The sequence below is a fragment of the Myroides sp. LoEW2-1 genome (assembly GCF_009767705.1).
Taxonomy (GTDB): Bacteria; Bacteroidota; Bacteroidia; order Flavobacteriales; family Flavobacteriaceae; genus Flavobacterium; species Flavobacterium album_A.
In genome coordinates this window covers 16,356-36,929 of record NZ_WSPP01000166.1, presented here as the reverse complement: position 1 = coordinate 36,929, position 20,574 = coordinate 16,356, and the positions used below count along the sequence as shown (strand labels likewise).

Sequence of the window (20,574 nt, the reverse complement as noted above, 5' to 3'; positions counted from 1 at the left end):
GAAACAAGAAGGCGAGTCAACTATTTGACTCGCCTTTTTATTTTGTTTTGATTTTTGGAAAGCCTCCATCTACACTTAGCTCTGTACCTACGATGAATGAAGCAGCTTCAGAAGCTAAAAACATAACTGCCTCTGCTACTTCAGATGCAAGACCGAAGCGCTGTATAGGCACTTGTGGTGCGAAGGAAGTAGTAAATGAGTCTACTTGTTCTTTTGACAAGTTTGATCGATCAAAGTAATTCGTTTGGATAGGGCCTGGCGATACAGCATTAACGCGTATTCCTCTACTGATTAATTCTGATGCAAAGGTCTTAGTGAATGATTGCACAGCTGATTTAGCTGCAGAATAGACACTTGAGTTTGGCATACCTACCTCCGTGACGATAGAGGTGTTTAGTACGATAGCACTATTGTTAGTCATTAGAGGTAAGACTTGTTGTACAGTAAATAAAGTTCCTCTCACAATCGTATTGAACATTTCTTCATAATGCACTTCGTCAATAAGCTCTAAAGGCGCATATTTACCAAAACCTGCATTGACAAACACAATGTCCAAATGGGAGGTGTATTGACGTAGTTCTTCGTTGAGGTGCATTAGGTCCTTCATGGATCCAGCATCCGTTACAATACCAATGGTATGATGACCTAATTCTTGAACTGTATGGTCAAGGGTAATTTTATCTCTACCGGTTATTATGACTTGTGCTCCTTCTTGAATGAATAATTGGGCTGTAGCTTTTCCTATGCCACTTGAACCACCTGTAATAAGCGCTATTTTTCCTTTGAGTTTCATATCGAATTGATTTAAAACTCAAAAGTATATAGGCTGTGATTCTCTGACAATCCGATTCTTGCTATTGTTTTTTTATTAGTACTGATAGTCTTTTACTCCTGCATAAATATCCGCTTTAATGAAATTTTTGTCTGGAGGTATAGGGCAAGAGTATTTTGGATTATAGGTGCAATAGGGATTATAAGCCATGTTAAAGTTGATTGTTATTTCATCTCCTTCAGGTATTTCTAAGTCTAAATATCGACCGCCTCCATAGGTTGTTTCTCCCGAACTCAAATCTGTAAAGGGTAGAAAGAGGTGATTCGTGTATTCTTCTTTACCCTTTAGGCTTAGATCTTGAAATACATCAACGGTATGTGTTTTGTCGGCCAAGGTAAATGTGATTTCTCCAAATTTGATATAGGTTGGCTTTCTACTTGTGGTTGTTGGCATTTCAAACGGTTTTTCGCCTGGAGTTCTCAATAGCTTCCCCGTAACAATAAAATCTTCTTGAATAGGAAAAAAATCTAAGGATTCAAATGTTTTTAAAGCATCCTTTGGCAAAGGACTGGTTTTACTATCTGCAAATTCTTTGTTTAGTTTTTTCTGAAATTTAGCAGCTTTTTCGGTTTCTGTTAAATGGTCTGAATTGCAGCTAATACCTATTAGTGCAAGGGCTATCATTGCAAGTAATTTCTTCATGTTTGTGGGTTTGGAGTAAATATATAAAAAAAGGTTTGCCTAAAAAAAGACAAACCTTGTTTCTATATTGTTTTGAGAATTATCCCAAGTGAGAACGCAACATCCAAGCTGTTTTTTCATGTTCTTCCATTAATCCAATAAGGAAGTCAGCAGTACTCTTATCATTTGATTCTTCTATTGCATCTATATTTTGTCTGATAAACGATACAATGATTTCATAATCGATTAACAATTCACTTATCCATGATTTACTGTCAGTCTTATCAGTTGATCTTTCTTCTGTCAAATGCGTTAGTTTTAAGTAATCTTTTAACGAAGAAGGTGCATAGTGTCCTAAAGTTTTGATACGCTCAGCTACAGCATCTACATTTACTGCTAACTCAGTGTACAACTCTTCGAAATAAACGTGTTTTGAATGAAAATCTACACCTGTTACATTATAGTGCGCATTTCTTGCTTTAGTATAAAGTACAAATTCATCCGCTAATAATTTAGCTAATACGTCTGCATTAAATTGACGTGCTTTGTCTGTAAGTCCAATATTTGCTTTCATAGTTTCTTAATTTTTATTACTATGTAAAGGTAGTAATATATTGTCGGATTGTGTTGATATCTAATTGTTTGTATTTATTTGACTATTGATAAATCTGATACCAAAATGTCTCAAAAACAAAAGGAGGAACTTTTAAAAGTTCCTCCTCTTTCATATTATTTAAATAAGTCTTTTTTTGCGTCTTGAAGCTTTTTGTCTGCTTCATTTTTCGCATCTTCAGTTTTAGATTTAGCGTCTTTAATTAATTCGTCTGCTTTATCTTTCGCTTCGTCTGCTTTTTCGTTGATTTTGTCTGTAGCTTCATTTGCTGCCTCTTTTAGTTGGTCTGCTTTTTCTTTTGCATCACCTTTTAAATCATTTGCTACATCGTTAGCTTCTTTTTTTAGGTTTTCTGAAGCCTCAACAGTTTTAGCTTTTAATGCATCCCACTCTTTTTGAGCTTCCTCTAATGCTTTGTTAGCTTTTTCTTTTGCTTCTTCATTTCCTTCTTTCACTGCAACTTCTACAGCTTTCTTAGCCTCTTCTAACTTAGTTGATGCATTGTCTAATGCTCCTTTTAAGTCTTCTTTAGCTTCTTGTCCTGCTTCGATTACATCTTGTTTCATTTCTTCTACCTCTTTTTTGGTATCCTTACAAGAAACAAACATTAATCCAAATGCTGCTAATAATAAAATTGATTTTTTCATAGTTTTTATTCTTTTATTTATTGTTTCCCTCAAAAATAAAGATTTTTATTTTAATAAGACAATAAAAACCATTATAATCTCAAATTTTACTTCTTTTTTGGTTTTTTCTTCTCAATATTACCATCAAAATCTAAGGGGCCGAAGTTGTTTACGTACTTTGTAATCAACGATCTTCTTTTATTGATATAAGGGCCAGAACCTGTAGCTTTGTATTTTCGTGGATTTGGAAGAATAACTGCTATGCTCGCAGCTTCTGAAGGGCTTAGATGCTTTGCTTGCTTATTAAACCAATAGTAAGATGCTGCTTCGGCGCCATATATGCCTTTGCCCATTTCTATACTATTGAGATAAACTTCTAATATTCTTTCTTTAGGCCAAATAAGTTCAATCAACACTGTAAAATAGGCCTCAAACCCCTTGCGAATATAACTTCTCCCTGGCCACAAAAAAACGTTCTTAGCCGTTTGTTGAGAAATAGTACTTCCTCCCTTTATACGTGCATTTTTCTTTTCGTTATTTTTCATCGCCTTTTCGATTGCCTTCATATCAAATCCATTGTGACTGATGAAATTTCCATCCTCTGATGCGATTACAGCTTTTTGCAAGTTTACATTTATTTCGTTAAGAGGTACCCAATTGTGTTTTAGTGTGATGGATTCTCCTGCTTTCATTTGTTCATACATTCTTATAAACATCAATGGTGTATAAGGAACTGGAACAAATCGAAATAGAATAACAGAAGCAATACTAAAAATAAAGAAGTAAATTATTGCTTTCAACAAAAAGCGAAATAGCTTGCGTATCATAGGGATAAATCAAGGTAAAAATCGTAGCAAATGTATATAAAAAAGTCTTTCTTTTCACAGGGATTACTTGAAATATCAAAAAAAAACCTTTGTATATTTTAAATACAAAGGTTTGATTATAAGTGTTTTATTTTTCCTATACTGGATTTGTTGTCCAAAGTGACGCTGACTTCAACATTGCTCTTCTTGGTAATTTAAGAGTAGCTACTATTAGTTCAGCAAAATCTTCTGGTTGAAGGATGTGATCTGGGTTACCATCTGTCAGACCTAATTCTATCGACATATCTGATGCAATAGTACTTGGCGTTAACGTACAAACTCTAATATTGTTTTTGCGTACTTCCTTCATCAGTGACTCAGACATTCCGATAACAGCAAATTTAGATGCTGAGTATGCAGACGTAGTTGCATTTCCATTTAACCCAGCAGTGGATGCTACATTGAATATATCTCCTTCATTTTGATCAATTAAATGAGGCAATACTTCTCTTGTTACATTGTAAACTCCCATTACGTTTGTAAGTAGAATTTCTTCCCAACGCTCAGCTGGCATATCTGTGAATTTACCAAATTCTGAAATACCTGCATTGTTTACCAAGATATCTACTCCACCAAGGGTATTGATAACCTTCGCTATTTCGCTTTTAACTTTCGCTTTATCTGTTACATCAAATGCTGCATAAGTTGCTTTAACGCCTAAAGCCTCTAATTCTTTAACTGTTTCTTGTAGCTTTCCTTCATTTCGACCTGTAATAGCAACATTAATTCCCTCTTTTGCAAAGGCAATAGCTGTCGCTTTACCAAGTCCTCGTCCTCCACCAGTTATTATTGCATTCTTTCCTTTCATGTTTTCTTATATTTTTATTGTTTTAGGTAAAAATACTGAATTATTAATCAAAAGTATGTTTAGTTGTTGTTAATAAACAGTTACTTATCTAATGTTTTTTTCTATTGCATTCCAAAGACCGTATCTCTTTTTCAGCGCCTCCTTTGACACAGCGATGACATCCTGCCATTTTTGTTGATCCTCTCCACATAATTCTGTTATCATTTGCATGGCCATCGGGCCGTGTTCATCACCATCTAATTCGATGTGACGTTCAAAATAGTAAACTAATTTGCTCAAATCTGTTTCAGGGAAGTTTTGTTGAAACCCTCTGAGTATTTCTGTGAACATATCTGGAATTAAATCTTCTCTACCGAAAGTAAAGGCAGCTGCAATCTCATGTGGTTTTCCCGCTTCGATAGTCTTGAATGTGAAGTTTAAAAAATCTTTTACTCCTTCATCCAAATTCATTGTTGCTATCGCCTCAAATATGGGTGTACCTCCTTTAAGCTTATCGATCAATGTAGATATAGTTGTAGTATTCGCCTCAGCAGTTGTCATGGCATCTAAGTACATTTCAAAATGACTTAATCGCTGACCATCTATAGCAAGGTCTGATTCTTCAGCTAACACGATTTCATTGATTAAATACCTTGTTTGAGCATAGGGAGACGCAAACCACGGAGTAGTGGTACAAGTGAGCTTTTGTTGTAATGCTTTTAATAAAGACATAAAATCCCATACAGCATACACATGTCCTTCCATAAAGGCACGTAGATTGTCAATGGTTTTTATCTTATTGTAAAGTGGATGCTGTAATAGTGCATTTCTTTCTGGCGAAATGAGTGTGTTTACTTCTTGAATTGTCATGGCAAAAAAATATTTGTGCAAAAATAAAAAAGCTTCCCTGCAAAGAGAAGCCTTTTCTATAAAGTTTAGTGATTTGAATATTGTTTATTTGAATGCAGAGAACCCCGTCACATCCATACCTGTAATTAGCAAGTGAATATCATGAGTTCCTTCATATGTGACAACAGATTCTAAGTTCATCATGTGACGCATAATAGAGTATTCTCCTGTGATACCCATTCCTCCTAACATTTGTCGTGCTTCACGAGCGATATCTAATGCCATAGCTACGTTGTTGCGCTTTGCCATGGAGATTTGAGCGGAAGTAGCACGTCCCTCATTTCTCAATACGCCAAGTCTCCAAGTTAACAACTGAGCTTTGGTAATTTCGGTAATCATTTCTGCCAACTTCTTTTGTTGTAACTGAGTCGCACCGATTGGTTTATCAAATTGTATGCGCTCTTTCGAATAGCGAAGTGCCGTATCGTAGCAGTCCATAGCTGCTCCGATTGCTCCCCATGCAATCCCATATCTCGCAGAGTCAAGGCAACCAAGAGGTGCTCCTAATCCTGATTTGTTTGGTAGTAAGTTTTCTTTTGGAACTTTGACATTATCAAAAATAAGCTCTCCTGTAGCAGAAGCTCTCAAAGACCACTTATTGTGTGTCTCAGGAGTAGAGAAACCTTCCATACCGCGTTCTACAATCAGTCCATGGATACGACCTTCCTCATTTTTAGCCCATACTACTGCAAGGTGTGCAAATGGTGCATTAGATATCCACATCTTAGCTCCATTTAATAGATAATGATCTCCCATATCTTTGAAATTGGTAATCATTCCCCCTGGATTTGATCCGTGATCAGGTTCTGTTAGTCCAAAGCATCCAATGTATTCTCCTGTTGCTAATTTAGGTAAATACTTCATTCGCTGTTCTTCTGTTCCGTATTTCCATATTGGATACATCACAAGAGAAGATTGTACAGATGAGGTAGAGCGAACTCCCGAATCTCCTCTCTCTATCTCTTGCATGATTAATCCGTACGAAATTTGGTCTAATCCTGCTCCTCCATATTCTGTTGGTATATATGGACCAAAACCACCTATTTCAGCTAATCCTGGTATTATTTGTTTAGGAAATTCAGCGCGTTGTGCAAAATCTTCAATGATGGGTGATACTTCTTTTTTAACCCATGCTCTTGCCGTATCTCGTATTAACTTGTGTTCATCAGTGAGCAAGTCGTCTAAGTGGTAATAATCAGGTGCTTGAAATAAATCTGGTCTCATATAATTAAAATGTTTTTTTGGTTGTATAACAAAAATAGTTAATATTTAGTCTTTTGCAATTTTTACGCAGTTTAATTCTGATTCTTCTCCTTTTTTTCGTAAGCCTCCTTTGTTATTATCTGCTTTCGTGCTTAATAATTTGTGTTGTTGCAGTGTGTTCTGTTCTGCTATTTGCTACATACTTTATCGATATGATAGTATAGTGATCGTAGGGTCATGGCATAGTGGTCGCATGTATTTAGCTATAAACTATGCGACCACTATGCGATCATATGCCGACCACAAGCCGACCACCCCTAAAAAAGGGTGTCTCGTCCTAATATAGCTGTACAGTTATTGTTGTCTCGTTCTAATGTAGCAGAGTTCCGCAAAGTCGGGAGACTTTGCGGAGCCTGTATTGTCTTTGTGGAGGGAGATTGTAGTAAAGACTTCTGTTATGTCTATGTATCACAATATGATGACATCTAATTATCTGTTGTTTGATTCTACAGGGGAGTTGATTAAAGAATTCGAAGGAGTACAAGGAGCGGATTTTGAAGAGCAGTCGAGAGCGTTGATGAAATAGGAGCGTAGTTATATTTATTTGAATGTTGATATTTAGTTATTCTTTAATTATTTAAATTGCTGTTACTTAGCTTTAATTGATTTGTGAACTATGAAATATAAGATATTCTATATGCTTTTAATGCTGTGCTCTATGGGAGTATTAGGACAGGAAAAATTACATATTATAGGGAAACTGGAAGGAATAAGCGATGAGGTAAAGATGAAGTTATCTAGTGGTGGAAAAGAACAAGAATTTCGTCTAAAGAATGGTGAGGTAGATGTGTCTATGGTACTAGAAGATGTTCCTAATTATGTGAGATTAGATGCTTATGTAGGAAAAGAGACAAAGAGTACCTTCTTTTTTTTAGGAAATGAGTCTGTAACTATTAATGGTTCTATAAATGATTTTTCAGGTAATCTTAGAGCGATGAATTCTGTGAATGACAGTCTGAGATATGAAAATATGTTAGTTAATAAGCACTTAGTAGAAGAACGAAGTGTTTATATCAAAGAGTATTATCGTCTTTTAGAAGAAGGGAAAGCTAAGGATAGTGTAGCGAAGGTGTATCTAAGTGATGAAGAACCTCTAGGTGAGATTAAGAAGTTGTCAAATCTTATTAACAAACAAGATAACGCTTTTATAAAAAAGAATATTAATACAGCTTATGCTCGATACCTACTGCAATATCAGGCTATAGATTATTCATCAGATTATTTAAACGAACTATATGCTCTTATAGATCCTAAGTATTATGATACTAAAGAAGTACAGATGCTTAAGATATATATAGATCATAAGCTTCTGGAAATAGGAGATAAGTATTATGATTTTTATGCTGAAGATCTACAAACTAAGCAAGTAAAGCTTAGTGATTACTTTAGGGGGAAATATGTATTGTTAGATTTTTCGACTTACCACTGTGGCTATTGTGAAAAAGCAGCTCCTAAGACAACTCAGATAGCTGATAACTTGAAGGATAAGCTTGTACATATTACGTATTATGCAGGACATGATCAGAAAGATAAGTTTAAATATTACTCTGAATTTAAAGGGAATAAGGGTATTTTATTAGGTAATAAAGAGGGAAGACTAAGTCCTGTTCTAGCAATGTATAGAAATAATAGTACACCAGATTATTGGTTGTTTGATCAAGATGGAAAACTAGTGAGGAGATTCGAAGGAATGCAAGGAGAGGATTTTGAAGAACAATTAAGAGCGTTGATGAAATAGGCGTAAGCGATTTTACATATATAAGTATAGGACAAAAGTCTTATGCCCTCAAGAAGATTCCGTATATTTTCGCTGTTGATTACAAAACAACAATAACAACGATGAGAACTAAAATAGATTTATCTCAATGGAATAGAAAAGAGCAGTATGCGTTCTTTTCACAATTTACAGAACCTTTCTTTGGATTAACCGTACAAGTGGATTGTACCACTGCTTACCAAAAAGCAAAAGAGAAAGGGCATTCTTTTTTCTTAACTTATTTATACGACGCACTAAAGGCTGCTAATGAAGTAGAGGCATTTCGATATAGAATAGTAGATAACGAGGTATATTTGTATGATGAGGTACACGCTTCGCCTACTATCAATAGACCGAATGGTACGTTTGGGTTTGCGTATATGGATTACTATAGTGATAAAGAAGTTTTTTTGATTAAGGCAAAAGAAGAGATTGATCGAGTACAGCAATCAACAGACTTCTTCCCAGCATCAAAAGGGGAGAATGTATTGCATATATCTACTGTGCCTTGGCTTGATTTTACTTCTATGTCGCACGCACGTCACTATGATTTTCCTGATAGCTGCCCTAAGATTTCGTTTGGTAAAGTGATGGAAGAGAATGGTCGTAAGCGTATGGCGGTATCTATACATGGACATCATGCACTGATGGATGGAGTACATGTAGGGGAGTTCGTAGATCGTTTTCAACAACTTTTAAACGAGAAGTAAGATGAGTAAAGTAATCATCCCTGAGGGCATAAAGAAGATAGCTACACTATGTGTGCTTAGAAATGGTAGTAACTTAATGCTGCTAAAGCGTTTAAAAGAACCGAATAAGGATATGTACACTCCTGTAGGAGGTAAGATAGAACCTTTCGAAACTCCTGAGGAGGGTGTGATCCGTGAGACGTTTGAAGAGACGGGTATAAAAGTAGAGAAGGTGAAGTTCTGCGGAATACTGACAGAGACTTCTCCTGTGAAGTATAATTGGCTAAACTATGTGTATGCAGCTGATATCGATGCTGTAACTCCTCCTGAGTGTAACGAGGGAACTTTAGAGTGGATAGCGTATGAGGACTTGCTAAATGTACCTACTCCGAAGACAGATTGGTTTATTTATAAATACATCTTAGAGAATAAGCCTTTTGTGTTTCACGCATTATACGATGGAGAGTTGAATTTGTTAGAGATGAAGGAGGAGATAACAGGTTTACAGTTGTCAGTTAACGGTTAACAGTTTTTGCCTATGGCATTAAGTATAGGTTTACTGTAGAAACGCAATATTTTGCGTGTCACATAAAGCAGGTAGATACATAATTAAAGAAATATAAAAAGCCCTACTATGACAGTAGGGCTTTTGCTTTATTAATATTTAGGTTTTGGTTTCCAGTAGATCTTTTGGATGTCGAATTGCTTTGTGTCTGGGTTGAATCGGTATTGTATAGTGTTGCCTTTAAGGCAGTATTGATATTCATCTTTAGTATGATACCAAGAACTCTCAAACTCGATAATCTGTTTATCATCTAAGTTAACATCATAAATAGATAGTTCTGCACCTTGAATTTTATCTAAACAGTCTGAATTGATATTAGGAAGAGTTACAAGATTTTCGAAATTCCCGAAGACTTCTTCTTGTGTGTAAGAATTAACTATCTCATTTTCTTTTACTTCTAATATATGTATGCTATTACTATCTCCAACTACATCATCTGTCACAATGTATATAGATTGATCAGTTGCTCTATAGATTGTTATAGTCCAATATCCATCTATGATAGAGAAACCTGCTGTGTGTGGCTCGAAGTAACTTTGATTAAAGTACAAAGGATCATCATCTATATAGTAGTTATTTTTCTTGATTTCATTATACCATGATTGACGTTCTGCTATATCCCATCCCCAGGTAGTAAAAACGGTATCAGGTAATAACAGTATCATATCTAAGATGTCTTTATGTTTATCAAAGTCTATATCTATTTGTTTAGGATAATCAGGGTGTTGATTATCAGTTGTCTGGTCAATTTCTTCTATAGCAGGTATTTCTTGAACAACTTCTTCTGTGGTTGAATTTTGAAACTCTTGAAAAGGTTGTTGTTTCTTGCCACAGGAGAATATCAATAAAGTTAGTGTTATTAGATATAAATATTTCATATTGAATAGTATAGAAAGTAATGTAATTTACAATAAATTATGGAGTTGTTGTGTTATTTTAATTGTAGCTTAGTTAATTAGGAAAAACATTAGATAATGATATTGTTTAAAAGCTATAGTAGAAGATAATAATTATAAACACTAATTATCAGCATATTATATTTGATTGCTTTAAATTTGATATATTTGTAATCAGAAAAAGATAATTGAATAGGATGATAATCTGGACAGTAGAAATACAGGATTTGACTCTGGACAATTCAATATAAAAAGCCCTACTGTCATAGTAGGGCTTTTGCTTTATATTAATTTATTTTATTCTGTTTTCTGCGTTTTCTGATACGTCTAATGATCAAGATTAATCCAATTGAGATTAGGATAAATGGCCAGATATAGAATAACCCTATCACAAATGATAATAGATTACTCCATCCAGAACCAAAGGCAGATGATATTTCGTACCCAAAGCCAGTTGTTGATTCTCCTTTTTCATAGAAAGTTACCGTAAGGGTACTTAGCGATATTCTACTCTTTAGATACTTTAATCGGCCTTCAAAAGATTCTATATTCGCACGTAGAGCCCCCAGTTCTCTTTCTATTCTTAGAATATCATCTATTGAATTGGCGCGTTTAAGTAATTCTTTATAGCGCACTTCTATTTCTTTCTTCGTCTTGATTCTCGCTTCTACATCGATGAACTCTTCGGTTACATCTAAGGCATTGATGTTTTTGCTGTCTACTTTAGTGGCAGTCTGTGTAACTCCTTCTAACAAGGTTTCGAAGTTCTTCGCAGGTACTCGAATCACAATGGTATGTTCAGTGCGATTGCTGTAGACATTTGATGTGTCTTGTGATAGATATCCGTTGAGTTTTTTGCTACTTGCTACGATATTAGCTCGAGTTTCTTGTGCATTCGAAGTTTCAAAGCGTATTTTCCCTTCTTTGACTATCATGCGTTCAGGTACAGTGATATCTTGAGTAGCATCTGTGGATTGTGGTGCTTCAGTAGTGGTTTCGGCAGCAATATCAGCCAACGATGCTACTGTTTCTTCTCTTAGCTCTCCTGTTTTAGAACACGATATAAGAGCTGTGAATAACAAAAGCGTTAATACTTTAAGTGTCTTTTTCATAGTTATTGTTTTACATTAACAAATGTAATAGATAGTTTGTTGTAAAACTTAAGAAAAGTTAAAATTTTGTTTTAAATCACTGATTATGGGGAAAGTGGAAGTGTCGTTGTATAAACATATTTTCTCAAAGTCTGGAGACTTTAAGGAGCAGTCATGGTCATGATTCGTATAAAAAACAAAAACCTCTTGCCTATAAACAAGAGGTTTTTTACAACAAAAAAATTATAATAAAGAATTATGGATTCTGTTAGTCGGTTCCCAGTTCCCTGTTTCCTAAATAGCCACTGGACACTTTCTTAACACTCGGTCCTCCCCGTTCCCTGTTTCCCGTTCCCAGTTTCCTAAATAGCCACTGGACACTTTCTTAACACTCGGTCCTCCCAGTTCCCAGTTTCCCGTTCCCCGTTCCCCGTTCTCTAAACCGTTGCAAGCTTAATGATCTTCTTGATATTATCAGATTTACCCATAGAGTAGTAGTGTACGATAGGGATACCTGCGTCTATCAATTCTCTTGACTGCTGTGCACACCATTCAATACCGATCTCGCGGATGGCAGCATTGTCTTTTGCTTTGAGTACTTCAGCAACCAAATCATCTGGTAAGTCAACTTTAAAACGTTGAGGTAGCAGATTCAATTGGCTTAGGGTAGCTAATGGTTTTAGCCCTGGGATAATCGGCACATCAATACCGATAGCTCTACATTTCTCTACAAAGGCAAAGAACTTACTGTTGTCAAAAAACATCTGTGTAACGATATATTCTGCTCCGTTGTCTATTTTCTGCTTTAGGTATTTAAGGTCTGTATCAAAGTTAGGTGCTTCCATGTGTTTCTCAGGATAACCAGCCACTCCAATGCAGAAGTCAGTCTTACTGGTATTCTCAAGCTCTGGGTCTAAATAGATACCTTGGTTAAGTTCACTGATTTGAGTTACCAATTCAGAGGCATATTTGTTTCCTTTCGGTTCGGGTTTAAAGTAAGTCTCGTTCTTCACAGCATCCCCTCTAAGGGCTACAACATTATCTATCCCTAAGAAATCAAGGTCTATGAGGAAGTTTTCGGTGTCTTCTTTGGTGAAGCCTCCACACAAGATGTGTGGTATAGCATCCAACTTGAATCTATGTTGGATAGCTGAACAAATGCCGACAGTTCCTGGTCTTTTTCTGACAACTCTTTTTTCCCACAGTCCGTTGCCTGCTTCTTTGTACTCATATTCTTCTCGATGATACGTTACGTCTATGAAAGGAGGGTCAAACTCCATTAGCGGTTCGATAGAGTCAAATATTCCTTGAATATTTTGTCCTTTTAAGGGAGGTAGTATCTCAAAAGAGAATTGTGTTTTCCCGTTTGCCTTTTGGATGTGTTCTGTTACTTTCATGATTCGTTCGTCGTTAATTTATTATTTTGTGCTAAGTTGGGTGACAGCCAACGTTCAGCTTCTTCTATTGTTATGTTTCTTCTCTTAGCATAGTCTGCTAATTGATCTTGTTCTATTTTACCTAATCCAAAGTATCTACTCTGTGGGTGGGCAAAATAATAACCCGATACTGCGGCGGCAGGGAACATGGCATAGCTCTCTGTCAGACTTACGCCTATGCGCTCTTCGACTTGTAGGAGTTTCCATATCGTTCCTTTTTCTAAGTGATCAGGACAAGCTGGATAACCTGGTGCTGGTCGAATTCCTTGATATGCTTCTTTTATTAGTTCTTCATTGCTAAGGCGTTCTGCAGAAGCATATCCCCAAATTTCTTTACGCACTGCGTGGTGAAGGTATTCTGCAAAGGCTTCTACTAAACGGTCTGCTAATGCTTTGACCATAATAGCGTTATAGTCATCAAGGTCATCTTCATATTGTTTGGCTATTTCATCTACTCCAAAACCTGTTGAGACTGCGAATAAACCAATGTAGTCCTCTAATCCACTTTCTTTTGGAGCAACGAAGTCGGCTAAGGCAATATTCGGAGCCTTGATGTTCTTCAGCGATTGTTGACGTAGCGTTAATAACTTGTCTAATGTTTCTCCTTGTTCATTGTACACTTCGATGTCGTCATCATTAACTTGATTTGCAGGAAAAATGCCCAATACACCTCGTGCTTCGAACCAACGTTCAGTGATGATTTTGTCTAACATTACTAAAGCATCGTCATATACTTGTGTTGCTGTCTGTCCTACTATCTCATCTGTCAAGATCTCAGGAAACTTGCCGAACAACTGCCAAGAACGAAAGAACGGTGCCCAATCTATAAATGGCAATAACTCGTCCAGCTCTACTGTTACAGTCTTCGTACCGATGAAGTTGGGTTTGACAATGTCTTTAGCATCCCATTCTATCTTGACTTTGTTTGCTCTTGCTTGTTCGATTGTGATATAGCTTTTGTCTCTTGCTCTACCTAAGTAATCGCGTCTAAGCTGATCGTATTCTGCTTTGATGTTTTCTTTAAAGCTTGCTTCAACTTCTTTTTGTAACAACTGATTGGCTATGGTCACTGAACGTGAGGCATCGTGTACATGTACAACGCAATTCTTGTATTCTGGTGCAATCTTCACAGCTGTATGAACACGAGAAGTAGTTGCTCCACCAATCATGATTGGAATATTGCTATTGGCCTTGTCAAGCTCTTTAGCCAAGTGTACCATCTCATCTAAGGATGGAGTGATTAATCCACTTAGTCCGATAATATCCACTTGCTCTTTTATCGCTGTTTCAATAATCTTCTCAGGAGGGACCATTACCCCAAGGTCAATGATCTCATAGTTATTGCAAGCCAATACCACTGCTACGATATTCTTACCGATGTCATGTACATCTCCTCTCACAGTAGCCATAAGTATCTTACCTGCATTACCTACAGAGGCTTCTGCGTTCTGTTTTTTACTTTCTTCTATAAAAGGAAGTAGATAGGCGACCGCTTTCTTCATCACACGTGCAGACTTTACTACCTGTGGTAAGAACATTTTGCCTGCTCCGAAAAGGTCTCCGACTACATTCATTCCATTCATTAGATATTGTTCAATCACTTGAATCGGTTGAGGTACACTAAGGCGAGCTTCTTCTGTATCTTGTTCTATATATGTTTCGATTCCTTTGACTAAGGCATGTGTTAGTCGGTCTTGGATACTACCTGAACGCCATTCTTCTACTTTAACTTCGGTTGATTGAATAGCACTTTCATTTTTAATACTTTCGGCAAAGTCGAGTAGGCGTTCAGTCGCATCAGCTCGTCTATTTAGCAACACGTCTTCTACGTGTTCCATTAAATCCTTGTCTACCTCATCGTAAACTTCTAACATCTCAGGATTCACTATACCCATGTTCATACCGTGCTGTATCGCATGGTATAAGAAGGCAGCATGCATTGCTTCTCTTACCTTGTTGTTTCCTCTGAAAGAGAAAGAAACATTACTTACACCACCACTTACGTTGGCATAAGGAAGGTTCTCTCTGATCCATTTGGTAGCATTAAAGAAGTCCAAAGCATTGTTGTTGTGCTCTTCCATTCCTGTCGCTACAGGAAATATGTTAGGGTCAAAGATGATGTCCTGAGGTGCGAAGTTCACTTGGTTGACTAATATATCATAAGAACGTTGGCAGATCTCTATACGTCTTTCTAAGGAGTCTGCCTGTCCTTTTTCGTCGAATGCCATTACTACAGAGGCAGCTCCGTAGCGTTTAATTAATTTAGCGTGTTCGATAAATAACTCTTCTCCCTCTTTTAGACTGATCGAGTTCACAATCGCTTTACCTTGTACTACGCGTAGTCCTGCTTCGATAATCTCCCATTTAGAACTATCAATCATGATAGGAACTTTCGCAATATCTGGTTCAGAAGCGATGAGGTTAAGGAAGTTAGTCATGCAATGCACACCGTCTAACAATCCTTCATCCATATTGATGTCAATAATCTGAGCACCTCCCTCTACTTGTTCTCTTGCTACAGCTAAGGCTTCGTCAAATTTCTCTTCTTTGATCAAGCGAAGAAACTTACGTGATCCTGTAACATTGGTGCGTTCTCCTACGTTGATGAAGTTCGCTTCTGCAGTCACATATAAAGGTTCTAATCCCGATAGGGCAAGTACTGGTTTTAGGTTGTTTTCTTTTGGTTTTCTGTCCTTACTGTGTTCTGCTACCGCCTGAGCAATTAGCTTAATATGTTCTGGAGTTGTACCACAGCACCCTCCGATGATTTGCACTAAGTTTTGACTTAAGAAACTGTCGATTAGTTCCTTCATCTCTGTTGGTGTTTGATCATATTCTCCAAAGGCATTTGGCAAACCAGCATTCGGGTGAGCTGAGATATTCACAGCAGCATGTTGACTTAATTGCTTTACATACGGTTCTAATTGCTCCGCTCCTAAAGCACAGTTAAACCCTATACTCAACAAAGGAATATGTGCTATAGAAATTAGAAAAGCTTCAACAGTCTGTCCTGATAAAGTACGTCCTGAAGCATCAGTTATCGTACCCGAAATCATGATTGGAATATCAATACCTCGTTCTGCCTGTATCTCGTCTATAGCAAATAAAGCTGCTTTAGCATTTAGCGTGTCAAATATGGTTTCTACTAATAGTAAGTCACATCCTCCATCTAATAGGGCTTCAGCCTGTTGCTTATAAGCTACTCTCAGCTCTTCAAAAGTAATGGCACGATATCCTGGGTTATTAACATCAGGAGATAAACTCGCTGTTTTATTCGTCGGTCCGATAGCACCTGCTACATAGCGAGGTCTGTCAGGATCTAAAGCTTCTACTTCGTCTGCTACTTCTCGGGCTATCTTAGCCGATTGGTAGTTTAGTTCGTATACTATATCTTCCAGGTGGTAATCTGCCATCGCAATAGTAGTCCCTGAAAAAGTGTTTGTAGATAAGATATCAGCTCCTGCCAAAAGATATTGTCTGTGTACTTCTTTAACAGCTTCAGGTTGAGTAATAGACAACAAGTCATTATTTCCCTTCAGGGGGTGAGCAAAATCAGCAAAGCGCTCCCCTCTGAAATCTTCTTCTGAGAATCGGTAAGCCTGAAGCATTGTACCCATTGCTCCATCGAGTACTAAGGTGCGTTCTTTTAATAGGCTTCTGATATCAGTATGTATTCGTGTTGTTGACATAATTTTCTCTTTTAATCAATGTTTTTTTGAAGTGTCTTGAAAGGCATTATTTAATTGCAGTAGATAATGCTTGTTCTAAGTCACGGATAATATCTTTTGTATTCTCTAAGCCAACAGATAGACGTATCAGGTTGTCTGTAATACCTGTGGCTATTTTTTCTTCTGCAGGAACTTTACTATGTGTGGTAGAAGCAGGGTGGGTAACGATCGTTCTACTATCTCCAAGATTAGCAGAGCGGCTACATAATTGTAAAGCATTTAAGAATGCTTTACCAGCATCCAGTCCTCCTTTAATCCCAAAGGCGATGATGTTCCCTCCTTGTTTCATTTGTTTTTTTGCTATTTCATATTGTGGATGACTTGGTAAGAACGGATACTTGATAAACTCCACTGCTGGATGTCTTTCTAAATACTCTGCTATAGTCAAGGCATTCTCACAATGTCTATCTACTCGTACAGCTAATGTTTCTAAACTTTTAGACAAGACCCATGCATTAAATGGTGAAATGCTTGAGCCAATGGTACGAGCGAAGACATATATTTTCTGAATATACTCTTGATAGCCAACAGTCACACCTCCACAAGCTCTTCCTTGTCCGTCTATTAACTTAGTTGCCGAGTGTATGACTATATGTGCACCTAATGGAATCGGGTTCTGCAAGTAAGGAGTGGCAAAAGTGTTGTCTACAATAAAGATCAAGTTGTGTTTCTTTGCAATCTCTCCTAAAAAAGCTAAGTCTAATACATCCACTCCTGGGTTAGTAGGGCTTTCTGCAAAGAGAATCTTCGTGTTAGGTCGAATCAATTGCTCTACATCGTAAACTTGGTTTAGGTCGAAGTAACTCGTCTCAACTCCCCATTCTGGAAACATATTACTGAATAAACTTCTCGTAGAACCAAAGATGTTAGAACAAGAAACAATGTGATCACCTGTTTTTAATAATGGGAACAAGCTGCAGTACACAGCCGCCATACCTGTGGCAAAGGCATAACCTGCTTCTGCTTTCTCGAATAGCCTGATCTTTTCTACCAACTCAGTTTGATTAGGGTTAGTAAAACGTGAGTAAGAATATTGTTCAACTTCTTCTGCGAATACGGCACGCATATTTTCAGCATCGTCAAAGACAAAGCTTGAGGTTAGGTATAGTGGTGTAGAGTGCTCATTGTATTGGGAGCGCTCTGTCTGTGTTCTTATGGCTTGTGTCTCAAAACAACAGCCTTCTTCATTGTTAATTGTACTCATCTTTTTTTTTAGTTTACGGTTAACGGTTTACAGTTAACAGTGGTTAGTTTTTGGTATTCACTTGTAAATCAAAAGTAGTTGCTTAATCAAAGCCTCTTTAAATACTTGACTATTATGGTCTCATATGATTATTTTAGTATTAAATGGTAGCATAAAGTGGGACACTATGTTGATTTACAGCTTATGGTTAACGGTTTACAGTTAACAGTGTTTGACACAAGATTCTGTGTCACTTTTACAGTTACGTTGGTTAGTTCGTTAACTGTAAACTGTCCACTGTTAACCAATTTATTTATCAGCTAATCTTAAAATATCTCCAAATACTCCTCTGGCAGTTACAGATGCTCCAGCTCCAGCTCCTTGGATAATGATAGGGTTGTCGCCATAGCTCTCAGTGTATATCTCGAATATACTGTCTGAACCTTTTAATTGTCCTAAAGCAGAACTTGTTGGTACTTCGATTAACTTCGTTTCTAATACTCCTTTGTCTTTTTGTAGATCGCCTGATAGCTCTCCTACATAGCGAAGTACTGTATCTGGTGCTAAGCCTTGTTTTATCTTGTCGAAATAAGGGTTTAACTTCTCTAAACTGTTTAAGAACGTTGGAGTATCCACAGCTTGTAAGTCTGTTGGAATTAAGTTCTGAATGTTTATCTCTTCGAACTCGTTTTGTAAGTCTAACTCTCTCGCTAAGATTAACAGCTTACGTCCTACATCATTACCTGATAAGTCTTCACGTGGATCTGGTTCTGTATATCCTTTGTCGATTGCTTCTTTCAGCACTTCACTAAATGGTCTGTCTTGGATAGAGTAGTTGTTGAAGATGTAACTTAAACTTCCTGAGAATACTCCTTTTATCTTCGTGATATTCTCTCCTGATAAGTGAAGTAGCTTGATTGTATCAATCAATGGTAATCCTGCACCTACGTTTGTCTCGTATAGATACTCTTTGTGGTTTGCCTTTAATGTCTGGCGTAACTCTCTGTAGAAACTATACGATATAGTGTTGGCAATCTTGTTTGATGAGATTAAATCAAAGCCATTCTCTACTAATGGGATATAATTTTTGATAAATTCTCCTGATGCTGTATTATCTATTGCGATTAAGTTTTCTAAGTGGTTAGCATTCGCATAGTCGATGACCTCTTGGATATTATAGGCAACACTTTTATCTTTTAAATCTTCTCTCCAGTTGCAGTTAATCCCCCCATCGTTTAGCAATACTTTTTTAGAGTTACCGATGGCGAAGATGTTAAGGGCAATATTCTTTTTGTCTTCGATAGATTGAGCAGAGTGTAAGATTTGATCAATTAAAGTACCTCCAACTAAACCATGACCGAATACAGCGATATTGATTTTCTTAGCGATACCAAATATTTGTCCGTGGATCACATTTAGCGCTTTCTTCGCTTCTTCTTTGCGTACTACTAAACTCACGTTCTTTCCTGTCACTGTATTGTTGAATAGGATAGGAACGATCTTATTCTTTACTAATGCAGCATAAGGCTTGTCAAATGTGCTTAGGTCTTGTCCGATGATTGAGATAACTGCTATATCACGGATAATAGAAATGCTATTCACATCACGTGTATAGAAGTCATTAGAGAATTCGCGGTTTAAGGCATCCTTTGCTTTATCTGCGTCTTTTTCTTCCACGATAAATCCTAAACCACGCTCTGAAGAACCTTGTGAAATTACCCCAACGCTTATTCCTTCGTTAGCCAATGCTGTAAATACACGTGCGTCAACTCCAACGATCCCTAATAGTCCACGTCCTTCGAATTGGATTAAGGCTGTGTTAGACTGTACAGATAAAGACTTGATTCCCTTTACTGTTTGTCTATTAGAGATTAATGTTCCTTTGCTATTAGGGTTCAATGTATTTAAGATACGCAGTGGAATGTTATTCTCTACCAAAGGCAATATTGTTTTGGCGTGTAGAATAGATGCTCCGAAGTTTGCCAACTCATTTGCTTCATCGAAGTGAAGTTCTTCTATCTTCTGTGCATTCTTAACCCAATCAGGGTTAGCAGTATAAATACCATCTACATGAGTATAATTTTGCAATTCATCTGCTTGGATAAAATTAGCCAATAGTGCTGCAGAGTAGTTACTACCATTGCGTCCAAGAGTAGTCGTTTCTCCTTTTTCGGTAGCTCCTATGAATCCTGTAACGATAGCGATAGTGTCTTTGTCTAATTGATCAAAGAAAGCTTTAGTCTTTTCTTTTGATAGCTCATCTATAGCTTGTGCACTACCGAAGTTGTTATCTGTGATAAAGAATTGACGGCTATCTACAGAAGTAGCTCTTATCCCTTTTGCATTTAATTGAGCAGCTAATATCTTACTTGATATTAATTCTCCTTGTGCTAATACTTGGTCTTTAATCTTTAGCCCGTAGTCTTCGATTAGAGATACTCCTTCGTATAATTTGCTCAATACTCCTATTTCTGTATCTATATCTGCTTCTTGGTGGTAAGGTCTGTTCTTAAAAGCTTCAAAGGCAGTTGTATAATCTTGTTTAGTCTTTGCTAAGTCTAATATATGTTCAAGGGTATCTGTAGTGTCTCCTATGGCAGAAACCACAATAGCGATAGGTCCTTCGTTTACTTTTGTTTTGATAATGTTTATAACGTTGTCAAAAGCTTGTCCTGATGCAAGGGATTTCCCTCCAAACTTTAATACTTTCATA

The 20,574-nt window shown here is 36.9% G+C and carries 18 protein-coding genes; 4 read left to right on the top strand and 14 right to left on the bottom strand.

The window, feature by feature from the left end; genetic code table 11:
* Window positions 1–37 precede the first annotated feature (37 nt).
* From GOQ24_RS10045 to GOQ24_RS10010, 8 genes are all read right to left on the bottom strand, one after another.
* Window positions 38–793 (bottom strand): SDR family oxidoreductase, encoded by a 756-nt coding sequence (locus GOQ24_RS10045; protein WP_155090823.1) that lies wholly within the window; start codon window positions 791–793, stop codon window positions 38–40.
* Between the two features lie 75 nt (window positions 794–868).
* The gene (locus GOQ24_RS10040) at window positions 869–1,474 is read right to left on the bottom strand and encodes a DUF1684 domain-containing protein (RefSeq protein WP_155090824.1); all 606 of its coding nucleotides are present in this window, start codon (window positions 1,472–1,474) and stop codon (window positions 869–871) included.
* Between the two features lie 79 nt (window positions 1,475–1,553).
* Entirely contained in the window at window positions 1,554–2,027 is a 474-nt protein-coding gene (locus GOQ24_RS10035) for a Dps family protein (protein ID WP_155090825.1), read from the bottom strand.
* A gap of 155 nt (window positions 2,028–2,182) precedes the next feature.
* Window positions 2,183–2,713, bottom strand: coding sequence for a hypothetical protein (locus GOQ24_RS10030; RefSeq protein ID WP_155090826.1), 531 nt, complete (start codon window positions 2,711–2,713; stop codon window positions 2,183–2,185).
* An 86-nt stretch (window positions 2,714–2,799) separates the two neighbouring features.
* Window positions 2,800–3,519 carry a monofunctional biosynthetic peptidoglycan transglycosylase gene (gene mtgA / locus GOQ24_RS10025; RefSeq protein ID WP_155090827.1) on the bottom strand — a complete coding sequence of 240 codons (720 nt, stop codon included), beginning with the start codon at window positions 3,517–3,519 and terminating at the stop codon, window positions 2,800–2,802.
* Between the two features lie 136 nt (window positions 3,520–3,655).
* Window positions 3,656–4,366, bottom strand: coding sequence for a 3-ketoacyl-ACP reductase (locus GOQ24_RS10020; protein WP_155090828.1), 711 nt, complete (start codon window positions 4,364–4,366; stop codon window positions 3,656–3,658).
* Window positions 4,367–4,450: 84 nt separating this feature from the next.
* Window positions 4,451–5,215, bottom strand: a complete 765-nt coding sequence (locus tag GOQ24_RS10015; RefSeq protein WP_155090829.1) for a DUF3050 domain-containing protein — start codon at window positions 5,213–5,215, stop codon at window positions 4,451–4,453.
* An 84-nt stretch (window positions 5,216–5,299) separates the two neighbouring features.
* Window positions 5,300–6,478, bottom strand: coding sequence for an acyl-CoA dehydrogenase family protein (locus GOQ24_RS10010; RefSeq protein WP_155090830.1), 1,179 nt, complete (start codon window positions 6,476–6,478; stop codon window positions 5,300–5,302).
* 436 nt (window positions 6,479–6,914) lie between these two features.
* On the opposite strand from GOQ24_RS10010, the gene GOQ24_RS16805 reads away from it, so the two are divergent.
* From GOQ24_RS16805 to GOQ24_RS09995, 4 genes are all read left to right on the top strand, one after another.
* Window positions 6,915–7,043, top strand: coding sequence for a hypothetical protein (locus GOQ24_RS16805; protein ID WP_258204662.1), 129 nt, complete (start codon window positions 6,915–6,917; stop codon window positions 7,041–7,043).
* A 90-nt stretch (window positions 7,044–7,133) separates the two neighbouring features.
* Window positions 7,134–8,255: a TlpA family protein disulfide reductase gene (locus tag GOQ24_RS10005; RefSeq protein ID WP_155090831.1), complete on the top strand. Its 1,122-nt coding sequence runs from the start codon at window positions 7,134–7,136 to the stop codon at window positions 8,253–8,255.
* 101 nt (window positions 8,256–8,356) lie between these two features.
* A complete protein-coding gene (locus tag GOQ24_RS10000) occupies window positions 8,357–8,983 on the top strand; it encodes a chloramphenicol acetyltransferase (RefSeq protein ID WP_155090832.1) in 627 nt (208 codons plus the stop codon).
* 1 nt (window position 8,984) lies between these two features.
* Window positions 8,985–9,488 (top strand): NUDIX hydrolase, encoded by a 504-nt coding sequence (locus GOQ24_RS09995; RefSeq protein WP_155090833.1) that lies wholly within the window; start codon window positions 8,985–8,987, stop codon window positions 9,486–9,488.
* 131 nt (window positions 9,489–9,619) lie between these two features.
* Here the strand turns inward: GOQ24_RS09995 and GOQ24_RS09990 are convergent, their stop codons facing one another.
* From GOQ24_RS09990 to thrA, 6 genes are all read right to left on the bottom strand, one after another.
* Complete coding sequence (locus GOQ24_RS09990) at window positions 9,620–10,405, bottom strand: hypothetical protein (RefSeq protein WP_155090834.1); 786 nt, start codon at window positions 10,403–10,405, stop codon at window positions 9,620–9,622.
* 305 nt (window positions 10,406–10,710) lie between these two features.
* On the bottom strand, window positions 10,711–11,535 hold the full coding sequence (locus GOQ24_RS09985; protein ID WP_155090835.1) for a DUF4349 domain-containing protein: 825 nt from the start codon (window positions 11,533–11,535) through the stop codon (window positions 10,711–10,713).
* Between the two features lie 416 nt (window positions 11,536–11,951).
* On the bottom strand, window positions 11,952–12,911 hold the full coding sequence (gene metF / locus GOQ24_RS09980; protein ID WP_155090836.1) for a methylenetetrahydrofolate reductase [NAD(P)H]: 960 nt from the start codon (window positions 12,909–12,911) through the stop codon (window positions 11,952–11,954).
* The gene (metH, locus tag GOQ24_RS09975) at window positions 12,908–16,639 is read right to left on the bottom strand and encodes a methionine synthase (RefSeq protein ID WP_160339606.1); all 3,732 of its coding nucleotides are present in this window, start codon (window positions 16,637–16,639) and stop codon (window positions 12,908–12,910) included. The genes metF and metH overlap by 4 nt, the downstream gene beginning before the upstream one ends.
* Before the next feature lie 46 nt (window positions 16,640–16,685).
* Window positions 16,686–17,882, bottom strand: a complete 1,197-nt coding sequence (locus tag GOQ24_RS09970; RefSeq protein ID WP_155090838.1) for a trans-sulfuration enzyme family protein — start codon at window positions 17,880–17,882, stop codon at window positions 16,686–16,688.
* A 288-nt stretch (window positions 17,883–18,170) separates the two neighbouring features.
* Window positions 18,171–20,573: a bifunctional aspartate kinase/homoserine dehydrogenase I gene (thrA, locus tag GOQ24_RS09965; protein ID WP_160339605.1), complete on the bottom strand. Its 2,403-nt coding sequence runs from the start codon at window positions 20,571–20,573 to the stop codon at window positions 18,171–18,173.
* Window position 20,574 lies beyond the last annotated feature (1 nt).

Bases quoted from the DNA above. Each gene is read 5' to 3' on its own strand.
- GOQ24_RS10030 (WP_155090826.1), bottom strand. From the start codon at position 2,713: ATGAAAAAATCAATTTTATTATTAGCAGCATTTGGATTAATGTTTGTT.
- mtgA (WP_155090827.1), bottom strand. From the start codon at position 3,519: ATGATACGCAAGCTATTTCGCTTTTTGTTGAAAGCAATAATTTACTTC.
- GOQ24_RS10020 (WP_155090828.1), bottom strand. From the start codon at position 4,366: ATGAAAGGAAAGAATGCAATAATAACTGGTGGAGGACGAGGACTTGGT.
- GOQ24_RS09990 (WP_155090834.1), bottom strand. From the start codon at position 10,405: ATGAAATATTTATATCTAATAACACTAACTTTATTGATATTCTCCTGT.
- GOQ24_RS10015 (WP_155090829.1), bottom strand. From the start codon at position 5,215: ATGACAATTCAAGAAGTAAACACACTCATTTCGCCAGAAAGAAATGCA.
- thrA (WP_160339605.1), bottom strand. From the start codon at position 20,573: ATGAAAGTATTAAAGTTTGGAGGGAAATCCCTTGCATCAGGACAAGCT.
- metH (WP_160339606.1), bottom strand. From the start codon at position 16,639: ATGTCAACAACACGAATACATACTGATATCAGAAGCCTATTAAAAGAA.
- GOQ24_RS10005 (WP_155090831.1), top strand. From the start codon at position 7,134: ATGAAATATAAGATATTCTATATGCTTTTAATGCTGTGCTCTATGGGA.
- GOQ24_RS10040 (WP_155090824.1), bottom strand. From the start codon at position 1,474: ATGAAGAAATTACTTGCAATGATAGCCCTTGCACTAATAGGTATTAGC.
- GOQ24_RS10045 (WP_155090823.1), bottom strand. From the start codon at position 793: ATGAAACTCAAAGGAAAAATAGCGCTTATTACAGGTGGTTCAAGTGGC.
- GOQ24_RS16805 (WP_258204662.1), top strand. From the start codon at position 6,915: ATGTCTATGTATCACAATATGATGACATCTAATTATCTGTTGTTTGAT.
- GOQ24_RS10010 (WP_155090830.1), bottom strand. From the start codon at position 6,478: ATGAGACCAGATTTATTTCAAGCACCTGATTATTACCACTTAGACGAC.
- GOQ24_RS10035 (WP_155090825.1), bottom strand. From the start codon at position 2,027: ATGAAAGCAAATATTGGACTTACAGACAAAGCACGTCAATTTAATGCA.
- GOQ24_RS10000 (WP_155090832.1), top strand. From the start codon at position 8,357: ATGAGAACTAAAATAGATTTATCTCAATGGAATAGAAAAGAGCAGTAT.
- GOQ24_RS09970 (WP_155090838.1), bottom strand. From the start codon at position 17,882: ATGAGTACAATTAACAATGAAGAAGGCTGTTGTTTTGAGACACAAGCC.
- GOQ24_RS09995 (WP_155090833.1), top strand. From the start codon at position 8,985: ATGAGTAAAGTAATCATCCCTGAGGGCATAAAGAAGATAGCTACACTA.
- metF (WP_155090836.1), bottom strand. From the start codon at position 12,911: ATGAAAGTAACAGAACACATCCAAAAGGCAAACGGGAAAACACAATTC.
- GOQ24_RS09985 (WP_155090835.1), bottom strand. From the start codon at position 11,535: ATGAAAAAGACACTTAAAGTATTAACGCTTTTGTTATTCACAGCTCTT.